The sequence below is a fragment of the Microcoleus sp. Pol12B5 genome (assembly GCF_036701335.1).
Taxonomy (GTDB): domain Bacteria; phylum Cyanobacteriota; class Cyanobacteriia; order Cyanobacteriales; family Microcoleaceae; genus Microcoleus.
The window spans coordinates 26,185-43,710 of record NZ_JAUBQQ010000050.1; the positions used below are offsets into that span (position 1 = coordinate 26,185).

The 17,526-nt window shown below is 46.8% G+C and carries 16 protein-coding genes; 8 read left to right on the forward strand and 8 right to left on the reverse strand.

Translation table 11 applies throughout. The features are described 5' to 3' along the window. Window positions 1-126: 126 nt before the first annotated feature. Complete coding sequence (locus QUA24_RS19305; protein WP_333231353.1) at window positions 127-1,404, reverse strand: serine hydrolase; 1,278 nt, start codon at window positions 1,402-1,404, stop codon at window positions 127-129. A gap of 179 nt (window positions 1,405-1,583) precedes the next feature. On the opposite strand from QUA24_RS19305, the gene QUA24_RS19310 reads away from it, so the two are divergent. Continuing rightward, window positions 1,584-2,690, forward strand: a complete 1,107-nt coding sequence (locus QUA24_RS19310) for an N-acetylmuramoyl-L-alanine amidase-like domain-containing protein (protein ID WP_333231354.1) — start codon at window positions 1,584-1,586, stop codon at window positions 2,688-2,690. A gap of 142 nt (window positions 2,691-2,832) precedes the next feature. Here QUA24_RS19310 and QUA24_RS19315 read toward each other — a convergent pair whose 3' ends face one another. Further along, window positions 2,833-4,182, reverse strand: a complete 1,350-nt coding sequence (locus QUA24_RS19315; protein WP_333231355.1) for a D-alanyl-D-alanine carboxypeptidase — start codon at window positions 4,180-4,182, stop codon at window positions 2,833-2,835. 262 nt (window positions 4,183-4,444) lie between these two features. Next, window positions 4,445-4,780, reverse strand: a complete 336-nt coding sequence (locus tag QUA24_RS19320; RefSeq protein WP_039886507.1) for a ribbon-helix-helix domain-containing protein — start codon at window positions 4,778-4,780, stop codon at window positions 4,445-4,447. A gap of 566 nt (window positions 4,781-5,346) precedes the next feature. Here QUA24_RS19320 and QUA24_RS19325 point away from each other — a divergent pair. Together QUA24_RS19325 and QUA24_RS19330 are read left to right on the forward strand one after the other, a co-directional pair. Further along, complete coding sequence (locus QUA24_RS19325; RefSeq protein ID WP_172189167.1) at window positions 5,347-5,862, forward strand: HNH endonuclease; 516 nt, start codon at window positions 5,347-5,349, stop codon at window positions 5,860-5,862. A 160-nt stretch (window positions 5,863-6,022) separates the two neighbouring features. Continuing rightward, window positions 6,023-6,421, forward strand: coding sequence for an alr0857 family protein (locus QUA24_RS19330; RefSeq protein WP_333231358.1), 399 nt, complete (start codon window positions 6,023-6,025; stop codon window positions 6,419-6,421). 62 nt (window positions 6,422-6,483) lie between these two features. Here QUA24_RS19330 and QUA24_RS19335 read toward each other — a convergent pair whose 3' ends face one another. Then, a complete protein-coding gene (locus tag QUA24_RS19335) occupies window positions 6,484-8,604 on the reverse strand; it encodes a ShlB/FhaC/HecB family hemolysin secretion/activation protein (RefSeq protein WP_333231360.1) in 2,121 nt (706 codons plus the stop codon). Window positions 8,605-8,921: 317 nt separating this feature from the next. Beyond that, window positions 8,922-9,788 (reverse strand): DUF928 domain-containing protein, encoded by an 867-nt coding sequence (locus QUA24_RS19340; protein ID WP_333231362.1) that lies wholly within the window; start codon window positions 9,786-9,788, stop codon window positions 8,922-8,924. A 422-nt stretch (window positions 9,789-10,210) separates the two neighbouring features. On the opposite strand from QUA24_RS19340, the gene QUA24_RS19345 reads away from it, so the two are divergent. Together QUA24_RS19345 and QUA24_RS19350 are read left to right on the forward strand one after the other, a co-directional pair. After that, a complete protein-coding gene (locus tag QUA24_RS19345; RefSeq protein ID WP_333231374.1) occupies window positions 10,211-11,902 on the forward strand; it encodes a transglutaminase domain-containing protein in 1,692 nt (563 codons plus the stop codon). A 108-nt stretch (window positions 11,903-12,010) separates the two neighbouring features. Continuing rightward, window positions 12,011-12,151: a hypothetical protein gene (locus tag QUA24_RS19350; RefSeq protein WP_006631167.1), complete on the forward strand. Its 141-nt coding sequence runs from the start codon at window positions 12,011-12,013 to the stop codon at window positions 12,149-12,151. Window positions 12,152-12,502: 351 nt separating this feature from the next. Here QUA24_RS19350 and QUA24_RS19355 read toward each other — a convergent pair whose 3' ends face one another. Further along, entirely contained in the window at window positions 12,503-13,489 is a 987-nt protein-coding gene (locus QUA24_RS19355; protein WP_333231364.1) for an aldo/keto reductase, read from the reverse strand. Window positions 13,490-13,632: 143 nt separating this feature from the next. Next, window positions 13,633-14,526 (reverse strand): alpha/beta fold hydrolase, encoded by an 894-nt coding sequence (locus QUA24_RS19360; RefSeq protein WP_333231366.1) that lies wholly within the window; start codon window positions 14,524-14,526, stop codon window positions 13,633-13,635. Between the two features lie 697 nt (window positions 14,527-15,223). On the opposite strand from QUA24_RS19360, the gene QUA24_RS19365 reads away from it, so the two are divergent. Then, window positions 15,224-15,712, forward strand: a complete 489-nt coding sequence (locus QUA24_RS19365; RefSeq protein WP_333083403.1) for an anti-sigma regulatory factor — start codon at window positions 15,224-15,226, stop codon at window positions 15,710-15,712. 271 nt (window positions 15,713-15,983) lie between these two features. On the opposite strand, the gene QUA24_RS19370 is transcribed toward QUA24_RS19365, so the two are convergent. Further along, window positions 15,984-16,259, reverse strand: a complete 276-nt coding sequence (locus QUA24_RS19370; protein ID WP_333231368.1) for a DUF6439 family protein — start codon at window positions 16,257-16,259, stop codon at window positions 15,984-15,986. A gap of 217 nt (window positions 16,260-16,476) precedes the next feature. On the opposite strand from QUA24_RS19370, the gene QUA24_RS19375 reads away from it, so the two are divergent. Together QUA24_RS19375 and QUA24_RS19380 are read left to right on the forward strand one after the other, a co-directional pair. Further along, window positions 16,477-16,842 carry a DUF2203 domain-containing protein gene (locus tag QUA24_RS19375; RefSeq protein WP_333083402.1) on the forward strand — a complete coding sequence of 122 codons (366 nt, stop codon included), beginning with the start codon at window positions 16,477-16,479 and terminating at the stop codon, window positions 16,840-16,842. Window positions 16,843-16,954: 112 nt separating this feature from the next. Beyond that, window positions 16,955-17,526 (forward strand): OB-fold nucleic acid binding domain-containing protein (locus QUA24_RS19380; protein WP_333231370.1); only part of this gene is annotated, 572 nt, incomplete at its 3' end.

Consider the following 17,526-nt stretch of genomic DNA (forward strand, 5'->3'; position numbering starts at 1 on the left):
CTGTTGACGCAGAGAAAACAGAGGAAGAGAACAGAGAGATGAATAATTCCGATGCTACCGGATTTGATATCAGCCATCCTTCAGTTTTTCGACTAACAGTCAACAGTCAACCGGCCCTACTCAATATCACTCCAAAGTGCTGGGGCCACGAGCGTTTAGCCGATCGAAAACGTATCGAGAAATTGCCGGAAATGTTGTTTCGTCCTTGGCATAAGCCGGATCGTCTGCAAAAACAACTAAGATATAAATCGCGCGATCGTCTAAAGTTCTGACAAAAGCCGCTTCGCTGCGGGATTTGGAAGTATAGCCTACTTTAGAACCAAAATAAATATTAGTTGGTAAAGATTCGCCAAGAAATCCTTTTATTGAATTGCTAGGGTCATTTTTCCATGCCTTGGGGTCTAAGTCTCTAGTCAGCAAGTAAGCCATTTTGCGACTAGCGACGCTGGAAACGGCTTGCCTAGTATAGATTTCATATATTAATCTGGCCGCTTGGTCGGTAGTTACTTGATTGCGAATCGGCTGAGAAGCATCGCCCCGCAATTGCAAGTCGCGACCGATTGGCCCTTCTTGTCTTAAATAGTATATGGGATAATTTTTGGTGCTTATACGAAGATCATTGTAGCCGGCGGACTGGAAAAATGTGTTAATTTGAGTGCGCTTTTTCAGCCATGTTTGCAACTCTTCTCCTGCGAGCCTGCCGCCGGATTTTGTATCTGTGATTTTGTCTAAAAGTCTGCTGGCAGCATCGTTGTTGGAGATGCGAATCATTTGCTCTAGGTCGTTTTTAAAGGCAGATTCTCTTTGCGTAATGATGCCTTTTTCTATGGCTGAGTAAAACGCTGCCATCCAAAATAACTTGGCAACACTAGCGGGAAATCGGAGAGTTTGATTTTGATATCCGGCAAAGGTGTGACTTTTGGAATTGCTGACATCAAATAAGGTAATTGATAGCCGTTCTGCGGGCATTCCTTTGGTGGTTGCAATCTTCACCGCTTCATCAACAATCCCTTGCAATTCTTGAGAGTAAACTGGATTGGGAGGTGTTTTTATGTTGTAGCTAAAGGTAGGCTCGCTTTGACGATCGGCTAAATTGTCCGATGGTTCAATTGTCGGAGGCGAGAGTGTTTCTTGAGGCGAGACGGCCTGTTTAGCCAAGATGACTGGCGGTTCTGGGGGACGGCGAATTCTGAACGGTATTGTGACAATCCAACCGATCGCGATCGCCCCGGCAATTAAGCACAGGATGTTACGGTATTTTAAGCGAGAAAATTTCGTCCTGACTCGACGACGGGATTGGACAGGAGGCTGGCTGCTTTGGCGTCGTGGCCGGATTGGGCCTAGGGGCTCGATGGGGGGTCGGGCTGGAATTGGGCGTGGGCGGCGTCGGCGTTCTACTTGCATTACAGTTTTGTGCTATCAAACTCGCACGATCAGTTTATAATAGGGCGGCGTCTAAATGACAAGTGTATCGATCTAGTCCGCTGTTGCCAATTTTATCTGTCTACTAGGCTGATTGAGACTTCTAGTAATTGTAAAATTTTCAGGATAGCACTGAGTTGAAGCAAAATCCTTTGAAAAACATGAGAAATTTTTGGAGTCTGGCTGTTTTGGGATTTGCGATCGTCGGCGTGAATAATTCTTTGATCCCTGATGTTTGGGCATTTCAGTCTCAATTTGCTACGGGATATGTTGTCGATGGACAAACAGCAGGACAGGGGGCGGATCTAGCGTTTTCCTTGACGGGAGAAAGCGAAAATTTGGAAATAACAAACAAGCAAAGTGTTTCCAGTTTTCCGAGTATGTTGTGGGACTTCAACAATTTAGCGGAAATTTCCTATTCCGAATTGCTGAAAGTGCTTGCGAGACGATCGGACTCCAATAATACCGAGAGAGAAACCGTTGCACAACCTGAAGACATAGCACGTTTTGAAAAGGTTGTACAGTATGCAAAACAACAAAATTTGCACGATCGTTCGATGGGAGAAATTGTCCAGGCGCTCGCCGATAACTTCCTAGGAAAGCCCTACGCCGCAGGTTTACTGGACAAATCCGGCGAAGAAAAGTTGATCATAACTTTGAATAAATTTGATTGCGTTTTATTTGTAGAAACCGTTTTGGCGATCGCCAGGGGCGTAGCAGTACAAGATTACGACTATCAAAATTTTGTCGATCGCATAGAACAACAGCGGTATTTAAACGGTAAAATTAACGGTTATTGCAGCAGATTGCATTATTTTTCCGAATGGATTAATGACAATCAAAAACGGCAAACAGTAGAAAATATCACCGCTGAATTAGGCGGAGTGCCCATGAATAAAATACTAAATTTCATGAGTCAGCACCGCAACAGTTATCCGCAAATGGTTAAAGACGAAGCAACTTATCAGTGCATAGTCAGCCAAGAAGCAGACTTAGCAAAAACTACTGTTAATTACATCCCCACAAATCAGATAAAAAGTGTTTATTCTCAGTTAAAACCAGGGGATATTATAGCAGTAGCGACGGATGTTAAAGGATTGGATGTCACCCACACGGGTTTAGTCTACCGTAATGCTGACGGCAATATGGGTTTAATTCACGCTTCCCCGGCTGGGCAGGTGACAGTTGCTTACGACTTGCAGAGATATATTAGGAGAGTCGAAAGTGCGATCGGCATTGTGGTAGCGAGGGCGAAAACCCCTAATTAAATTAGTTTGTATTCGTAAAGTGCATCAGCTTGCATTATTTTAGCTGAAAATTTAAAATTTTTGTGTTGACGCACCCTACAAACTCTCTTGTAGGGTGGGTACGCGAACTCGCCCGGAATATACAATTTAAATGCACAACAGTTTATTGAACAATTTCGCTGCGAGATACCTTACTCTTTCTAGCAGGATTTGGCGTTAATTCCGGCGGCGAAACTTGAACACTTCCCCACTCATTCAAAAAGCTTTTCAGCAAAACCTCTTGCTGAGTGCGAAATGTCTCGACATTTGCCCCTCCATTCATAATCACAAACCACACAGTTTCTTGTTTTTGAGTTGGCAAAGCTCCGCCCAAAGCGCTAACATTATCCAACGTGCCCGATTTGACCACTGCTAATTGGGGAAGCGCGCGTTCTGCCAGTATTCCTTGATCCTTCCCAACTAAAGTTAAGACATCAGCAACTGTCATGCTGTAAGGTTCAAGATAGCGTTCTAAAGCGATAAACAACGCACAAGCAGCCCGGGGAGAAATGAGATTTTCTTCGCTCAATCCCGAACCGTTGACGAGTTGAATTTCTGCGGGGGGAACTCCGGTTGCTGCTGCTGCTTTTTGCGCGACTGTTTTGGCGCCGCCGACAGTATCAGCTAGCATATCTGCCATGAGATTGTTGCTGTACTGATTCATTTTTTTGATCAGTTCAGCAAGGGGCAAAGAATAATGTTTGACTAAAGGCTGCACGTCGTTGGAAGATGCTGGCAAAACTTGTACAGTACCCTCAATTGCTATTTGGGGTTTTGGCGTATTGGGAGGCAGTGTTTGATACTGGGCGGCGGCTTCGCTGGGCCAGATTTGACTGTTCAATCCTTGTTTGAGCAATTCTCCAGATTTGAGGGGATCAAGTTCAAAGTTCATGTAAAACTTATCGACAATTATCAAATTGCCACTGACTCGCTTGATGCCTTTTTGATTTAAGGCGTTACCGAGGGCGATCGCCTCTTCCCAGACAAACAAGGGATCGGCGTTTCCCTGTACAATTAAATCGCCTTTTAATACGCCGTTTTCAATTTTTCCACTTGTACCAATTAAGGTAATAAATTCATATTCCGGCCCGAATTCTTGCAGTGCTACCAGAGATGTGGCTACTTTGGTAATAGAAGCGGCTGACAGAGGAACGGTACCTTGATGATTGGCTAGCAAAGTATTACCAGATTGCATCCAGACACCTTGGTTTTCTTTTGCAAAACCTTGGGCTGCCAACCCGTTGAGATATTGCTGAATTTTGGTATTTGTGGGGGTTTCGGGATTGCTAACAGAGACTATTAAGGGCTGAGGCTGATTTGGTTTAACTGGGGGCGGGGAAGATTCAGCTACAGGAGAGGGAGATGCAAGTTGAGGTGATTCAGTAGCGGCGCATCCGGCAATAATTGTGAGAAGGGCGATCGAACTCGCAGCAGTCAAGTAGCGGTTTTTCAGCATTACTTTAATTTTGTTCATCAAATGTACGATCGTCTGTTCGGCACGCCCGATGGAAAGTTTAGCATTCTTCTCGCGCGTGGGGCGAGCCTCCGGATCTGTGTTACCAAACTCCCGAACCGCTAAAATTGCCTATCTTCTTCCTTCTCTAATCTTGCTTCGCGCACTTCGCGTCTTCGCGGTTCGTTAAATATATCTCCTTGAAATGCTTCGGAAACCCATCTTCAGCGCCTGGGGCCTTCACCCCAGGCCGATCGCTCTCACAAATTTTCGATAAACTGGTTTATCCAGCCATACTCCCTATACTCAGCGGCACCATTTCGCCGTGCATTGTCAGGCCTAATAACATCGGCCCGCCCGGTCGAATCAACTCTCCTGTAAGCGCGCAGCGTTCCTCCTGCTGTGCTGTGGCATTAATGCTGGCTCGAATATCCGATCTAGAAAACATCTGCCGATACTCTCCAGACTTCTGCTGCACGTAATTCCAGAGCAAATCTCGAATCAAAGCTTGATAGCCTTGATTGCCCGCGAGTTCTTTAAGTCTCTCCTTGAGCTCTCTTTCGAGTCGAATGCTGGTGACTTCCATTTCGGTGGTTGAGGTTCTAGGTAGGGTATGCATAATTTTTTCTCCGTGACGGGTGGACATATGTGTAATATCAGTGTAGTATGTTTACAGCTAGATTGAAAGCCTCTTAACCACCTTCTGCCTACAGTGAAATTTCTCCCCACCTACTCCACCTATCAACAGAAGTGTGATCGCCCCACGGGTCGCTCCGAGTCGTTACGGCACGTCTTTAGCACGGGTTTTGCGACTGTCGCAGCGATCTCGTGGGCGGGCTTGGCCCTAAATAAACACGGTTATAGTGGATTAGGAGAAATTGCAGAAATTAACGACAACGAGGTAGATCAGCACGGTCAAGTGGCACAGCCATATCGAGAGACGCGAAGCGGGAGGTACAGCTAAACTACTGTACCAAGACAGGATGAAAATTTGCCTTTAGCAGTTTTTCTGGCCCCCGCTTCTAAGTAAGAGAAGCGGGGGCATTTGATTGGGTATTTGATAAATTCGATCGGCTTGGGGAACTGGCAAAAAATCAGATGTAGCCAATGTAGGCGTTGCACCGAAAATCCCAAATCTAAAATCTAAAATCTAAAATCTAAAATCCAAATGAGGAGGAGCAAGCCGTGACCGTAGTAACTGATGTATTGAGGCAATCTGTGGTGGTATTTTCTCAGAATTACCTACCAATGAGCCGTGTCAACATCAAACGGGCGATCGTACTGTTGGTAACAGGCAAGGCTGAACCTCTTGATTTTAGCATTGGCAACGGCTGGCTGGTGCGATCGCCCAGCAGCAGCATCCACGTACCCGAACAAATCCGCTTGACTTTTGGTAACAGGGAACGCCTGTGGAAAGTGCCCCCGGTCAATCGCCGGGAAGTTCTGCGCCGCGACGCTCATTCTTGCCAATACTGCGGTAGCAATCGGCATTTGACGCTGGATCACGTCATGCCTCGATCGAAGGGCGGCCCGCATACTTGGGACAACGTGGTGACTGCTTGCGAACGGTGCAATTCTCGTAAGGGCGATCGAACTCCCGTAGAAGCTGGAATGTCTCTGCGAACTAAGCCGAAGGCCCCCATACACCCCACTGTTGCTTTTGCCGAACTGTTTTGGCACGAATATCAAATTGGGGAATAGGGAATGGGAAGAATTTTAGATTTTAGATTTTAGATTTTAGATTTTAAGTTGATGCGTAATGCTCATCTAAAATCTGCCCTAAATCGCAATTCCAAATTCCCGATCGCCAATTTTCAATTACCAATTTTTAACTTTCAATTCCAAATTTAGGGCTGTCAATATGCTGAAGTTGACTTACACTGAAACGGGCTTTAACCTCGAGCGTTTGGCTCAATCTCCCGAACAGTTAGTGGCGCTGCGAGTTGTGCTGGCTATGCGAGTTGGTCAAAGCATCAGCGTCGAACCGAGCACTGCGGCATTTTTGCTGCCCGCGAATTTGCCGGCGCTGTCTCTGTTGGAATCTGAGGCCCGCCGAAACGACAACGATGCGATCGCCCTTTGTGTTGCTGATGCTGACTTTGTAGAAGTGACTCTGCGCGGTACGTGGATTTCTGGTCAGTCTGAGGGGGCTGATGGGGTGTTTGCGACTGTGTTGGGCGATCGGGCGGAGCTCTTGCTGCTCAAACTCTGGCTGGAAACTCAGGCTGCTGCGGAAGTTGTCGGGGAAGTCGGCGATTAATATCGGATGTTGAATAAGGAAGAGGAAAGAGGGAAGATTTCTCTCTTTCCCCCCCTCTCTCCTTATGGCGTATAAATTATGTTGAAGTAAATGCCGTTATCTTGCAGATTGTCGCCTTTATCGCTAATTCTCACCAAAGGAAAAGCGTAATCTACCCGCAGGTTTACTCGCTGTATCGGTTCCCAGATGACCCCCAAACCTACACCTGCTAAAAATGTCTGATTGGTTAATGTATTAGGATTGTTCGCAACATTCCACACCGTACCCGCATCCAAAAAGGGAGCCAATTGAAGTTTGGGATTTCCCGAAGCATCGCGCTGCAAAGTAATCCGATCTTCGATCGAAACTCTGAAGCCGTTATCGCCAGAACGGACATTTTGGCGGTAGCCGCGCAAAGATTGCCCGCCGCCAATTACAAATTGCTGCGAAGGCAACAAACTATTAGCTGACAACTGCAAGTCTGCCTGCAAAATTAATAAATGTTTGTCATTCAATCGCTGTACTCGCTGCACTTGACCCAGCCAACTCAAAAATTGTCCGTCGGGATCGGAACCTTCGTTTTGAGTAGCATCAAACAAGCTAGTGCCGATCGTAAATTGCGATCGCAATGCCCAAGCACCCTGCGGGTCGCGGCGAATGTAGTCCTGTCCCAGCTTAATTGCACTCGTAGTGGTGACACCATTGGAGTCCGGGCCGAGGCCAAAAGGAGTCGGTTCGCCACCGACAAAAGTTCTGCCTGTCTGATAAGTAAAACCAGCAGACAAGGCAAATTCTTCGATCGGTGTTCTCCGCAGTGGCTGGCGGTAACTAACTTCAAATAAATGCGATTTTCCCGAAATATCAAAACTGTCAAAAGGTTCTTGTACAATACTGTTGCGGTTCGGTGCCGCCCTCAATTGCAAAGTGCCGTTCATCGCATTTAGTGGCACGCGATAGCTGAAATCAAACACGTCTGAATCGCCGATCGATCGATAATAAGCGGCCGCCAGTTCGTCGCCATTTCCTGTTATATTGCGGTGCCGCAAACTAACTCCCAATCTTTCGGAACCGACACTGGGAGGCGAGTAATTGTCAATGCTGAAAGTAGGTTGAAATGGATTAGCTTCCGAGATTCGGACGATCAGAATGCTCTCTCCTTCATTATCCCCAGCCCGCAGACTGGCTTCTACATTGTCAAATAAAGGATCGACTCGCAGCAGCCGGAGTTGGTCTTCTAATGAAGCTGTACTTAAAGGCATTCCCGCACCGAGTCGAATCCGGCTGCGGATGTAACTAGGATGCAATCTTTTAGTTCCTTCTACCTCAATTCGGGCTAGCTTGCCTTCAATAACTTGAATTTGGACTACTCCTGCGGTGATAGTTTGGGGCGGCAAGACTGCTCTCGAAGTGATGTAGCCACGATTGAGGTAAATTTCGGTAATTTTGTCGGCGATTTGTTTGAGCTGTTCTAGGGTGGTAGAACGGCCTTCTAACGGGTTGACTAAGGCATTAATTTCGTCTTGGCTTAAAATTGTGCTGCCAACTACTTGAATTTTCTTCACCTCAATTGGTGTATTCGGCAGGGTTGGGGGAACTGGCGACGGGGACGGCGGCGCTACTGTGGGTGGTACTTGGGGAGGTTCTGGGGAAGGCTGCGGGGCTGGTTGCAGAAATCGATCGCGATTTGGATCGGGCTCCGTCGGCGGCGGTGGCAGGTTTGGAGGCAGCGAGGGTTGGTTCTGGGCTAAAACATGATTGCAATCTAGCTGGTTCTGACATTGGGGATCGTTGTCAACGAGATTTTTTGCTACGGGCAAGATGCCCGTAGCACAATCAATCAAACTGCTTGTGGAACAGGCTTCTTGGCTGTTATCGGCGGGGTTCGATGGTGTTTCGGGTTCAGGGTTGGTCTCGATCGCATCAGGAAGCTGATTTAAGTTTGTTGCTGTTTCATCCTGCTTGATTTCCAGTTTTTGCAGTGCTAATACTTGATTGCCCGTATCTGCTGAGTTGTCAGCGACGACAGGCAACAGAGAAATATCGTTTGTTTGGGATATAGCTTTATTGGCATAAAAGCAAGTCATCGGCAGTGCAGTTAGAAGTGAAATCCCCAACCGAAATAGTGCAATATTTGCATTCGGGCGCATAATTAATAATTTCTCTAAAATAAGTTTATCGGCTGTTTCACTATGCCAGTTTATCATTTAGTATTAGGCGAAATTTGACCATCAAAATTTCCACCGTCCGCTTTTCAAGATGCCAGAAGTCCGAACTTCTGATCAGTACACAAATTTTAATTTATTTAGGGCGATCGACCAAACAACCCGCAAGAGGCAAAAATCATCTGTGGCGCTGCCAAATACCGCGATCGAAACCGAGCTTTTCGTACTTGCTGCACCCCTCATACCATTTTAGATTTTAGATTTTAGATTTTAGATTTTAGAATTGGCAATGACTTATGGCTATCAGGGTTTGGGGCACGGGCCTACCGTTGCATTTTTTGCGTGAAACTGGTATTGAATTATTTTCTTGTGATCGGTGTTATTTCACTGGCGACTAAGGGTTCTTGGGCTATTTTGCCGAGTTCGACTGAGTTCAACACTTCTAACCACTTGATCGCTAAACTGGCATCGCTGGGAGACTGGAGACGCAATTGAGCTAGAGTTGCCAGGTACTCGTACCAGAGACTTTGTTGGGCGAAGATGCTGAGCTTGGTGAGATCGGGCGATCGATCCAACTCTGTTTTCACGCTTGGAGCGACAGCAGTGCGGTTGATCCACCCGGAAACGAGAACATCATCTTGTGTATTTTTGGGGTTGCATTTGATAGTAAAGTACCATTGATAGTTTTTGCCAACTTCCAGGGCTGGCGAGTTGTCGTCGGAGCCGAGGCTGACGCTAACGACACCTCCACGGCTAGTTACCATGCGAAAACTTTTTTTGTATAGTGTTTTGTCCCTTTGGTCTGCTAACTCAAACTGAACTGTTTTGTCGAGGGCTACGGGAAGGTAGTAGAAAAATGTTGGCTTTGCTGATATGGTTTGCCCCATAGTTGATTGGGGAATCAAGGCAGTTAAGGCAGTTGTGGCCGTGGGGCATTCTAAGCCGCGGGTTCCTCCCCCTTCCCGCCTTCCGGGTACTCCGTCCTCCGGCGGTTGAAAGCTATTCCACGCCGCTCCCAATTGCTGGCTGTTCGGTCTGCTTCCGCTGGGTTGAGGGAGTTGAACTGTTTGCCAGTTGAGGGGTAGCTGGGGTCTGGATGGGTGCTGGACAAGGTTTGCGGGGCTGTTGAGAGCCTCTGCTGGTATTAAAAAACTACCGGCGGCAACTGCCTCTAAAGACAGAATTAATGAAAGAGCACCGATATTTAGAGCAGACTTCAAAGCCATGACGAACCTGCCTTTTGGTGAACCTAGGAACTTTATCGCACGGTTTTATTCTATCCAAGGTTTTGACGGATATCGTAATCTGTTGTACTTAATTTATATCTTCAGGCAGATACGATTATTTGGGTCGATCTGCTCAACATAGAATTCTCTGTCGCGTTTGTCAGTGGTAGCTTAGTAGTTATACTTACTTCCATTCACTGCTGCAGGTTGGGTTGAGCTTGTTAAACCCAACTTTGACAAAGACTAATATTCGGGGTCTTTTAACTCTAGCAAGAGGCTACAACGCCTCTTTTCGTAAAAACACCTGGTTGATGCGTCAGTCCTGGATATCAGGAAACTCGGCAATTGTGCTGGTGAACCTCAAGCGATCGGCTACAAGTTACAAATCAGTTTTTGTGTACAATACCGGCAAGAAATTTAGCATGAATCTCGATTCACCTGTTCTCTCGGACAAACAGCCTTCGGGGCTGCGGATGGTAAGACCCATCGGAGTCTTGGCACTGCACGGCATTGCTTTTTTAGGAAATAGGTTGTTCGCTGTCGATCGCGCCGAAGGGCTGCTATTGGAGATCGATCGAGAAAGTGACAACACTACTGTTTTGAATCCATTTCAAACGGCTAAGTTTACCGGCGCAACGGGGCTGGCTATTTCGGAAGATACTCTCTGGTTTGCGCGGGATGAGGATATTTGTTGCTGTCGGGGCGCAATTCGGGACGGGGCGATCGCTGAACTCAAACCGGAACATTTTGTTTCACTTTCTTATCCTGCTGACGGGATTGCTGTTTGGAAATCTACGCTTTATGTGACTTGCCAGAGATTAAACTCGATTCTGGTTTTTGACCTGAAAACTGGTCGGGAAATTACTCGGTTTTATGCTCCCGGTATTGGGGTAGAAAATATCACAGTCCGGGATGAGGAAATTTGGGTTTGCGACAAAACTGAGCAAACTGTTTACTGTTTGGAACGGGGAACTGGAGAGATTAAATTTAGCGTTTTGACTCCCTTTGAGTCGCCTTCGGGTTTGGCTTTTAACAAGGATTCCGAAACGGGGGAGGATGTTCTGTACGTGGCTTATGCCGGGGATGAACTTTACATCCGGGATGACCCGAATTCGGAAGATCCTTTTCAGTTGACCAAGCGCGATCGCACTTTTATTCAGCCCTTGTCTTTTCACTACAATGAAGCTGAGCGGTACGCTTTGTCAAACGGTTTTTTGATGGAAATGTCTTATGTGGAGGAACTGTCTCCCCTCGATGAGGTAGAAATCGAAAATTTGGAGTGGCGGATTGCTTTGCCTTCGGAAACTCACCGACAAAAGGTCAGGAAAATTACGCCGATCGGAATGCCTTTTACTGAGGAAATTCAAGAAGGGGAACGGGTGGCGGTGTTTAAGTTCGATCGGCTGCACCCTGGGGAACGCCGAATTTTTGGCTGGAAGGCTTTGTTAGAAGTTCGATCGATTAAGTATCAGTTGTCGCCTCGGGATGTCGAAAAGAGTCCGAAGTTGTCGCCGGAGTTTGCAGCTAAGTATTTGGTGGATAATGACAATTTGGCGATGGATACGGAGATTGTGCGATCGGCTGCTGTGGCTGCCATTGGCTCAGAAACTAATATTCTCAGGCAGTTACTGAGCATTCGCAATTTTGTTTACGACCAACTTTCTTACGGGATTAGGCCTCACATTGACACTCCAGATATTGTATTACGCCGGGGCATCGGTTCTTGTGGCGAGTACGTGGGCTTGTTGTTGGCTTTGGCTAGGTTAAACGGGATTGCTTGCCGCACGATCGGGCGCTATAAGTGTCCGGCTTTTGCTGACAGAAAAGGTGTGTCACTGGAGCCGGATTTCAATCACGTTTGGCTGGAATTTTACATTCCGGGTTTTGGCTGGGTGCCGATGGAATCTAATCCTGATGATATTCAAGACAGAGGCCCTTATCCGTTGCGATTTTTTATGGGTTTGGCTTGGTATCACGTAGAAATTGGCAAGGGAATTCGGTTTCAAAGTCTCACGAGCGGCGGTCTCCCTTTGAACAAGGAGGATGTTTCCGTGGGGAGTCTGGCAATTAACCATGTGAGGTTTACAATTTTGTCAGATTTGCCAGCAGTTTGAATCGAGTGTTAACAATTAACAGTTAGCCGTCTATATTCAACTGTTAATTGTTAACATTTTTCATCTAAAATCGAAAGTAGAAAATGTAAAATCAGAGGAAGAGGGGTTGTGGAATTTTCGATTGCTAATATTCTCGTTTTAGTTGCCTTTGTACTGCTGCTAACTGTGACTGGCGGTGTCGCTTATTTGACTTCTGTTGAGTGGCGCGATCGCAGGCGGTTAGATAAGGCGAAACGGAAAAAAAAGTAGCTTTTTGCTGTTGACAAAGTGCATTTTTTATGATAATAAACAAGGCGACCGGGTTGGCTCGCCTTGTTTTGTGATTTGAGGTACTTTCACCGCAGATGATATTAAGTTTGGTAACATAAACGTTGCAGGTTCGTAGTGAGGACTTGAGTTTTCATACAAAACTATGATTCATATCGTTTCCGCTTGGATCGGAAGGATTTAATCACAGAGAACGCAGAGAACACAGAGGGAGACAAGAGAGATGAATAATTCCGATGAAGCGTGGATTTGAGATCGCGGGCGTCCCGCCCGCGCCACAATAAAAACACTAAAATAAACACAGATGAAAAAGGGAATTTTGGAGTTGATATCTTAAGTCCACTGTCTGAAAAATGTATTTTCTTGCCAAGCGGCGGCGGTGCGTTTTTCAAGTGCTGCCATTTCTGTTGTGTTCAGGGGTTGGAATGCTTGGGCGACTTTTAAGTTTTCTTCTAATTGCTTTACTGAGTCGGCGGCGATGATGCAGCAGTGCACGCCGGGAAGTGAAAGCGTGTACCCCATTGCTTGGTGCATTCCATCTAAAACACCGTTTTGAAATAATTTGCCGTAAGCGGGTATTTTCATTGCTATGACGCCGATGTTTTTGGCTTTGGCTACTGGTAAAGCGCTGGTAACAAAGGAGCGCGGATGATGTTTTTCGGCGGCGTTGAGGGAGATTAATGTTGTGTCGAAAGGATAGCGCTCCAGGCCTGCCACAATGATAGCAGGTTCGTGGTGTCCGGTGATGCCGGAAAAACGAATTATTTTTTGATCTTTAGCTTCTTCGATCGCCTTTATTGCTCCTTTGGCACTGAAAATTTGGTCTAATTCGGCTTGGAATGAGACGTGGTGGAGTTGCCACAAGTCTAGTCGATCGGTTTGCAATCTTTTGAGCGATCTCTCTAAGTCTCTCCACGCGCCATCTCTGTCTCTGGCGGAGGTTTTTGTCGCTAGGAATAGGCGCGATCGATATGGTGGCAAAACTTTGCCTAAGTTTTCTTCGCTGGGCCCGTACTCGGCCGCCGTGTCAAAATAGCGAATGCCTAGTTCGATCGCGCGTTCAATTTGTACCGCCGCTTCTGCTTCTCTGCCCTTCTGCGACAGCGGTGTTTGTCCGCCTCCCCCCAAACCGAAAATCGGCACTTTCACGCCGGTGTTGCCTAACAGTCGTTCTGGCATTTTTACTGTGGCGGCCGCCTGGTTATTGGGTGCGGCTGCGATTTCCCGATCCTGCTGTTCGATCGCCTTAGCACCTGCAATGCCACTGGCAACAACTATACTGCTCAATATAAAATTGCGGCGATTCTTTTTGCGGGTCATTGTTTCCGTCTCCTCAGAATATATGAGAGAAATTAACCGCGTTTGTGTTGGCACAATACATAAATTTCTACTGCAAATCGGAGAAATTTCCCCCTCTCCGAGGGAGGAGATGGCTGGGGGAAAATGATCTATGTGCCGATCGATTATTGGTCAATTATCCATGCGCGAATCAGTTCGTTTATCTGTTCTGGTACTTCGTCGTGGGGACAGTGACCGGCTTTGATAAAGTGTTCTGTTAACTGCGGATAGTGTTTGCGAAATTTGGCACTTCTTTCTGTGGAATTCATCCACGGATCGCCTTCTCCCCACAGCATTAGCAATCGGCAGTTTAATTGACTTAGCAATACGTCGATTTTTTCGCCTTGGGGTGTTCGGAATACGGATGCGAATACTTTGGGGGCACCGGGATCGCAGGAGGGAAGGTATATTTCTTCTACTAATTGGTCTGTGACGGCGCTTTGGTCGAGATATACTTTTTCTAGGGTTTTCCGAATTGTCGATCGCTGGCGCACGTACTGGAACAGCAGAAAACTTGCCCAATCTTGCTGAAATAAGGTTTTAGCTACTGCAGATATGGCTTTTTGCAAGGGCGGGGCTTCGGGTGCCGGCTGCGGTTCGCTGAAGGGCCCGGCGCTGTTGATTAATATGAGTCCGGCTGCTGATTCGGGGCGCTGGGCTGCTACGCACAAGGCGGCGTAGCCTCCGAGGGAGTTGCCGGCTAGTACGGCGGGTCGGCCGATGATGTTGGTGATAAAGTCGTGGAGTTGGTCGCGCCAGAGGTCGCCGCTATACTGCAATTCGGGTTTTGCCGATCGCCCGAATCCGATCAGGTCGATCGCCCAAACTTCAAAATCTTTGCTCAGGCCGCTGATATTTTTGCGCCAGTGGTCTGTGGATGCTCCAAAACCGTGAATTAACAGCAGGGGAGGGCGTTCTGGATGCCGATCGCTGGATCGAACGTAGTACACTGAATGCCCCCGCCACTGCCAGTAAGTGCCGGCTATGGGGGCTGCGGTGATGGCTGGGGTTGTTTGCATAATGTAAAGAAATAATTATTTACTTTAACTATTGTATCGCGATATTCAGATTTATATAGTTTGATCAACGCCTCGGAGTTCCGCCAGCAAAGGATTGGTCAATTTGGGCGAGTGCGGGAGATCGCGATCTCCCGTACTCAGGATTAATAAGTTTTGTAACAAATATTGATTTTGGGAGGGGCGCAGCAATGGGAGATATTTTGCCCGATCGCATTTGGGATAATAAATCGGGTTTTGGCTGCAACATACCTAGGTATGATGATTTGGCTGTTTGGCGGTCTGAGGAAGTTCTGGGCGATGGCGCTTGCCTAGGGGTGCGAGGGTCGAACCTGATTGGGGAGGGTCAAGGGATCGACTTTTTTATAGTTATTTGCGAGCTTTTCCAGGTGGGGATCGTTTGTTCAAGATGTGTTGACGGCTTCCGGGATGCAGCTAGCCGTTTGGTTGCTAGTTGGCCAAAGCCGAGATCAAAAATTTCGCTGCTGGGAGAACCTATAAGTAAAATTACTGATGGTTCTCTGCAGAAGTTTCTCAGAATCGCTGAATATTTTGTGACGTGGTTTGCTGTTCTTAATTGCTTGGATACTCTAAGATAGAAGTAGAGCTGCGCCGCTCAATTAATTAGCATTTTGAATACTAGGGAGCCAACTATGCAGGGTGTGAACTTTATCCACCTGAAAGTTAGGGAGTTTTCTGAGTGATTGCTATTTCACCTCGTCCCGTCGGACGCAATTGGATTACGATTAGCTTCGCTTCTACCCTATACCTTTGTCCTATTTTGGATCTGCTCCTAGCAGAGCTTCCGGATCACTGGCAAGCGGAATTGCGGTTGGGGCTTCAAGAAGCTTTGGTAAATGCTGCTAAGCATGGAAACAAGTTAGACCCCGGTAAAACTGTTGGAGTCCGTTTTTCGATCGTCCAAAACCAATATTGGTGGGTGATATCGGATGAAGGTTCTGGCTTTAAGGCCCCTTGCAGTTGTAACCTTTATACCGATGATTGCGACAGTCTCCTAGCAGAGGACGTTGCAGATAACTCTGGACTACCCCATGTGGAACAGGAATGCGGTAGGGGGTTGTTTATTCTTTACCAAATATTCGATCGGGTAGAGTGGAATTCTCAAGGTACAGAGTTACGGCTGTGCAAAGAACTTCCCAGTCGCTATCGGCTGCCTCGCTTGCGCTAGAACTGCTATTTAGCAGCAGTTTTTACCTCAGCTAGACCTAGAAATTTTTTCGTTCCCGGACTGAAGTTTGCAGTGAGAATTTGAACTCTCTGGCTATTGATAGCTGATCATAATGCAAAATGTTAGTTTTGAGTTAAAAAAGTATAAATCTTTTGAACTCACAATCGCGCTGCTCGATCGAGGGGCGCGATTGTCTAAGTTTTGAGCGACTAATCAAGTCAAAACTCCAGAATCAAAACCGCAAAGCGTTAGGAACAACGAAGCAATCTAATCATTTGCCGTGGGTGGGACAGGGAGGAGCAGATATCGATCGATCCAGCCATCCTGCTGCTTGTTGTAAGCGCGGGAGAGCTTCTTCAGGCTGTTTTTTGAGCAAAAACACCAAAGCGGCCGCAGCTTGCTCACAGGCCCGCGCAGAACGGTTTGCTTTGAGGCGGTGCCAATCTTTTTCGTGGATGGCGAGGCGCGCGGCTAGAGCTTGGGCTAGTTCTACCGTGCTCAGCTCGTTGAGGTTGACAGTTTGGGTTGTTTGTGTAGTTTCAAGCATAGGTGGTAAGGAAGAAGGAAGAAGGAAGAAGGAAGAAAGAAGAAGGAAAATGCGATAAAATCAAGGGTTTCAGCAATTAAAAACGTTTTAAATGCCGATAAAGTTGCTATACTTATGTCTATTTGGCTAGAGTTCGTTAATTTAGAAAATATACTGCATATAATAACAATTTAATTGGAAATCGTTTTTTTTATTATTGTCAGGTTTGCAGATCGAAATGCCTCAACAGCAGTCAGAGTTAAATCCGGAAGAGCAAGAAAGCGAGTTTGTTCAAGCGCTCGCAGCAGTGGAGCGATCGCTCGCGGCAGTCAAAGAACGGTACACTCAAATTCAGGTCGATCGACAGCGCCAAGTCGAACTCGGCCATCGGCGCGAAGAAATCCGCCAGTCGGGGCGCCGAAATCCATTGCCACAACTCAAAAAAGAATTGCGGGAAATTGAGCAAGAATTGGAAACTATCGAGTTGAATTTAGAAAGCAGCCTGTTTTCTTGGGGGAGCATAAAACAACCTTTTTGGCAAGCAGTCCGCTTTGGGGGACTCGGCATTTTGATCGGTTGGATTTTGAAATCCTATGCAGGTTGAACAATGTTGGGATTTTTGATTTTATTATTTACCGCAGAGGGCGCAGAGGGCGCAGAGGAAGAGAAAAGAGAGAAATATGGTGCAAAATATTAAATAAACAGGAGTGGATATTATGACAAATCAACGAATAGCAGCAATTTTGCGTTCAGGTGAACCCGACGAAACTGTAACTGTTCAAGGCTGGGTTCGTACTAAGCGCGAATTGAAAGAGTTTGCCTTTGTCGAAGTCAACGATGGTTCGGCGATGGCCAACTTGCAAGTAGTCATAAATTCCGATTTGCCAGATTTTGAAAATGTACTGAAACAACTGAATACAGGTGCATCTCTAGAAGTGTCAGGAGTGCTGGTAGCATCTCCGGCAAAAGGACAGCGAATTGAGTTGAAAGCCTCACAAGTACAAGTTTACGGTGATGCAGACCCGCAAACTTATCCGTTGCAAAAAAAGCGCCATTCCTTTGAATTTTTGCGGACAATCGCGCATTTGCGGCCGCGCACAAACACCCACGGTGCTGTCTTTCGAGTCCGCAATGCTTGTTCGGCGGCGGTACACCAATTTTTTCAAGAACGCGGTTTTTTGTGGGTTCATACTCCGATTATTGCTGCTAGCGACTGCGAAGGTGCGGGGGAAATGTTCGCCGTTACCAACTTTGATTTAAAGAATGTGCCGCGCACTGATTCGCAAGA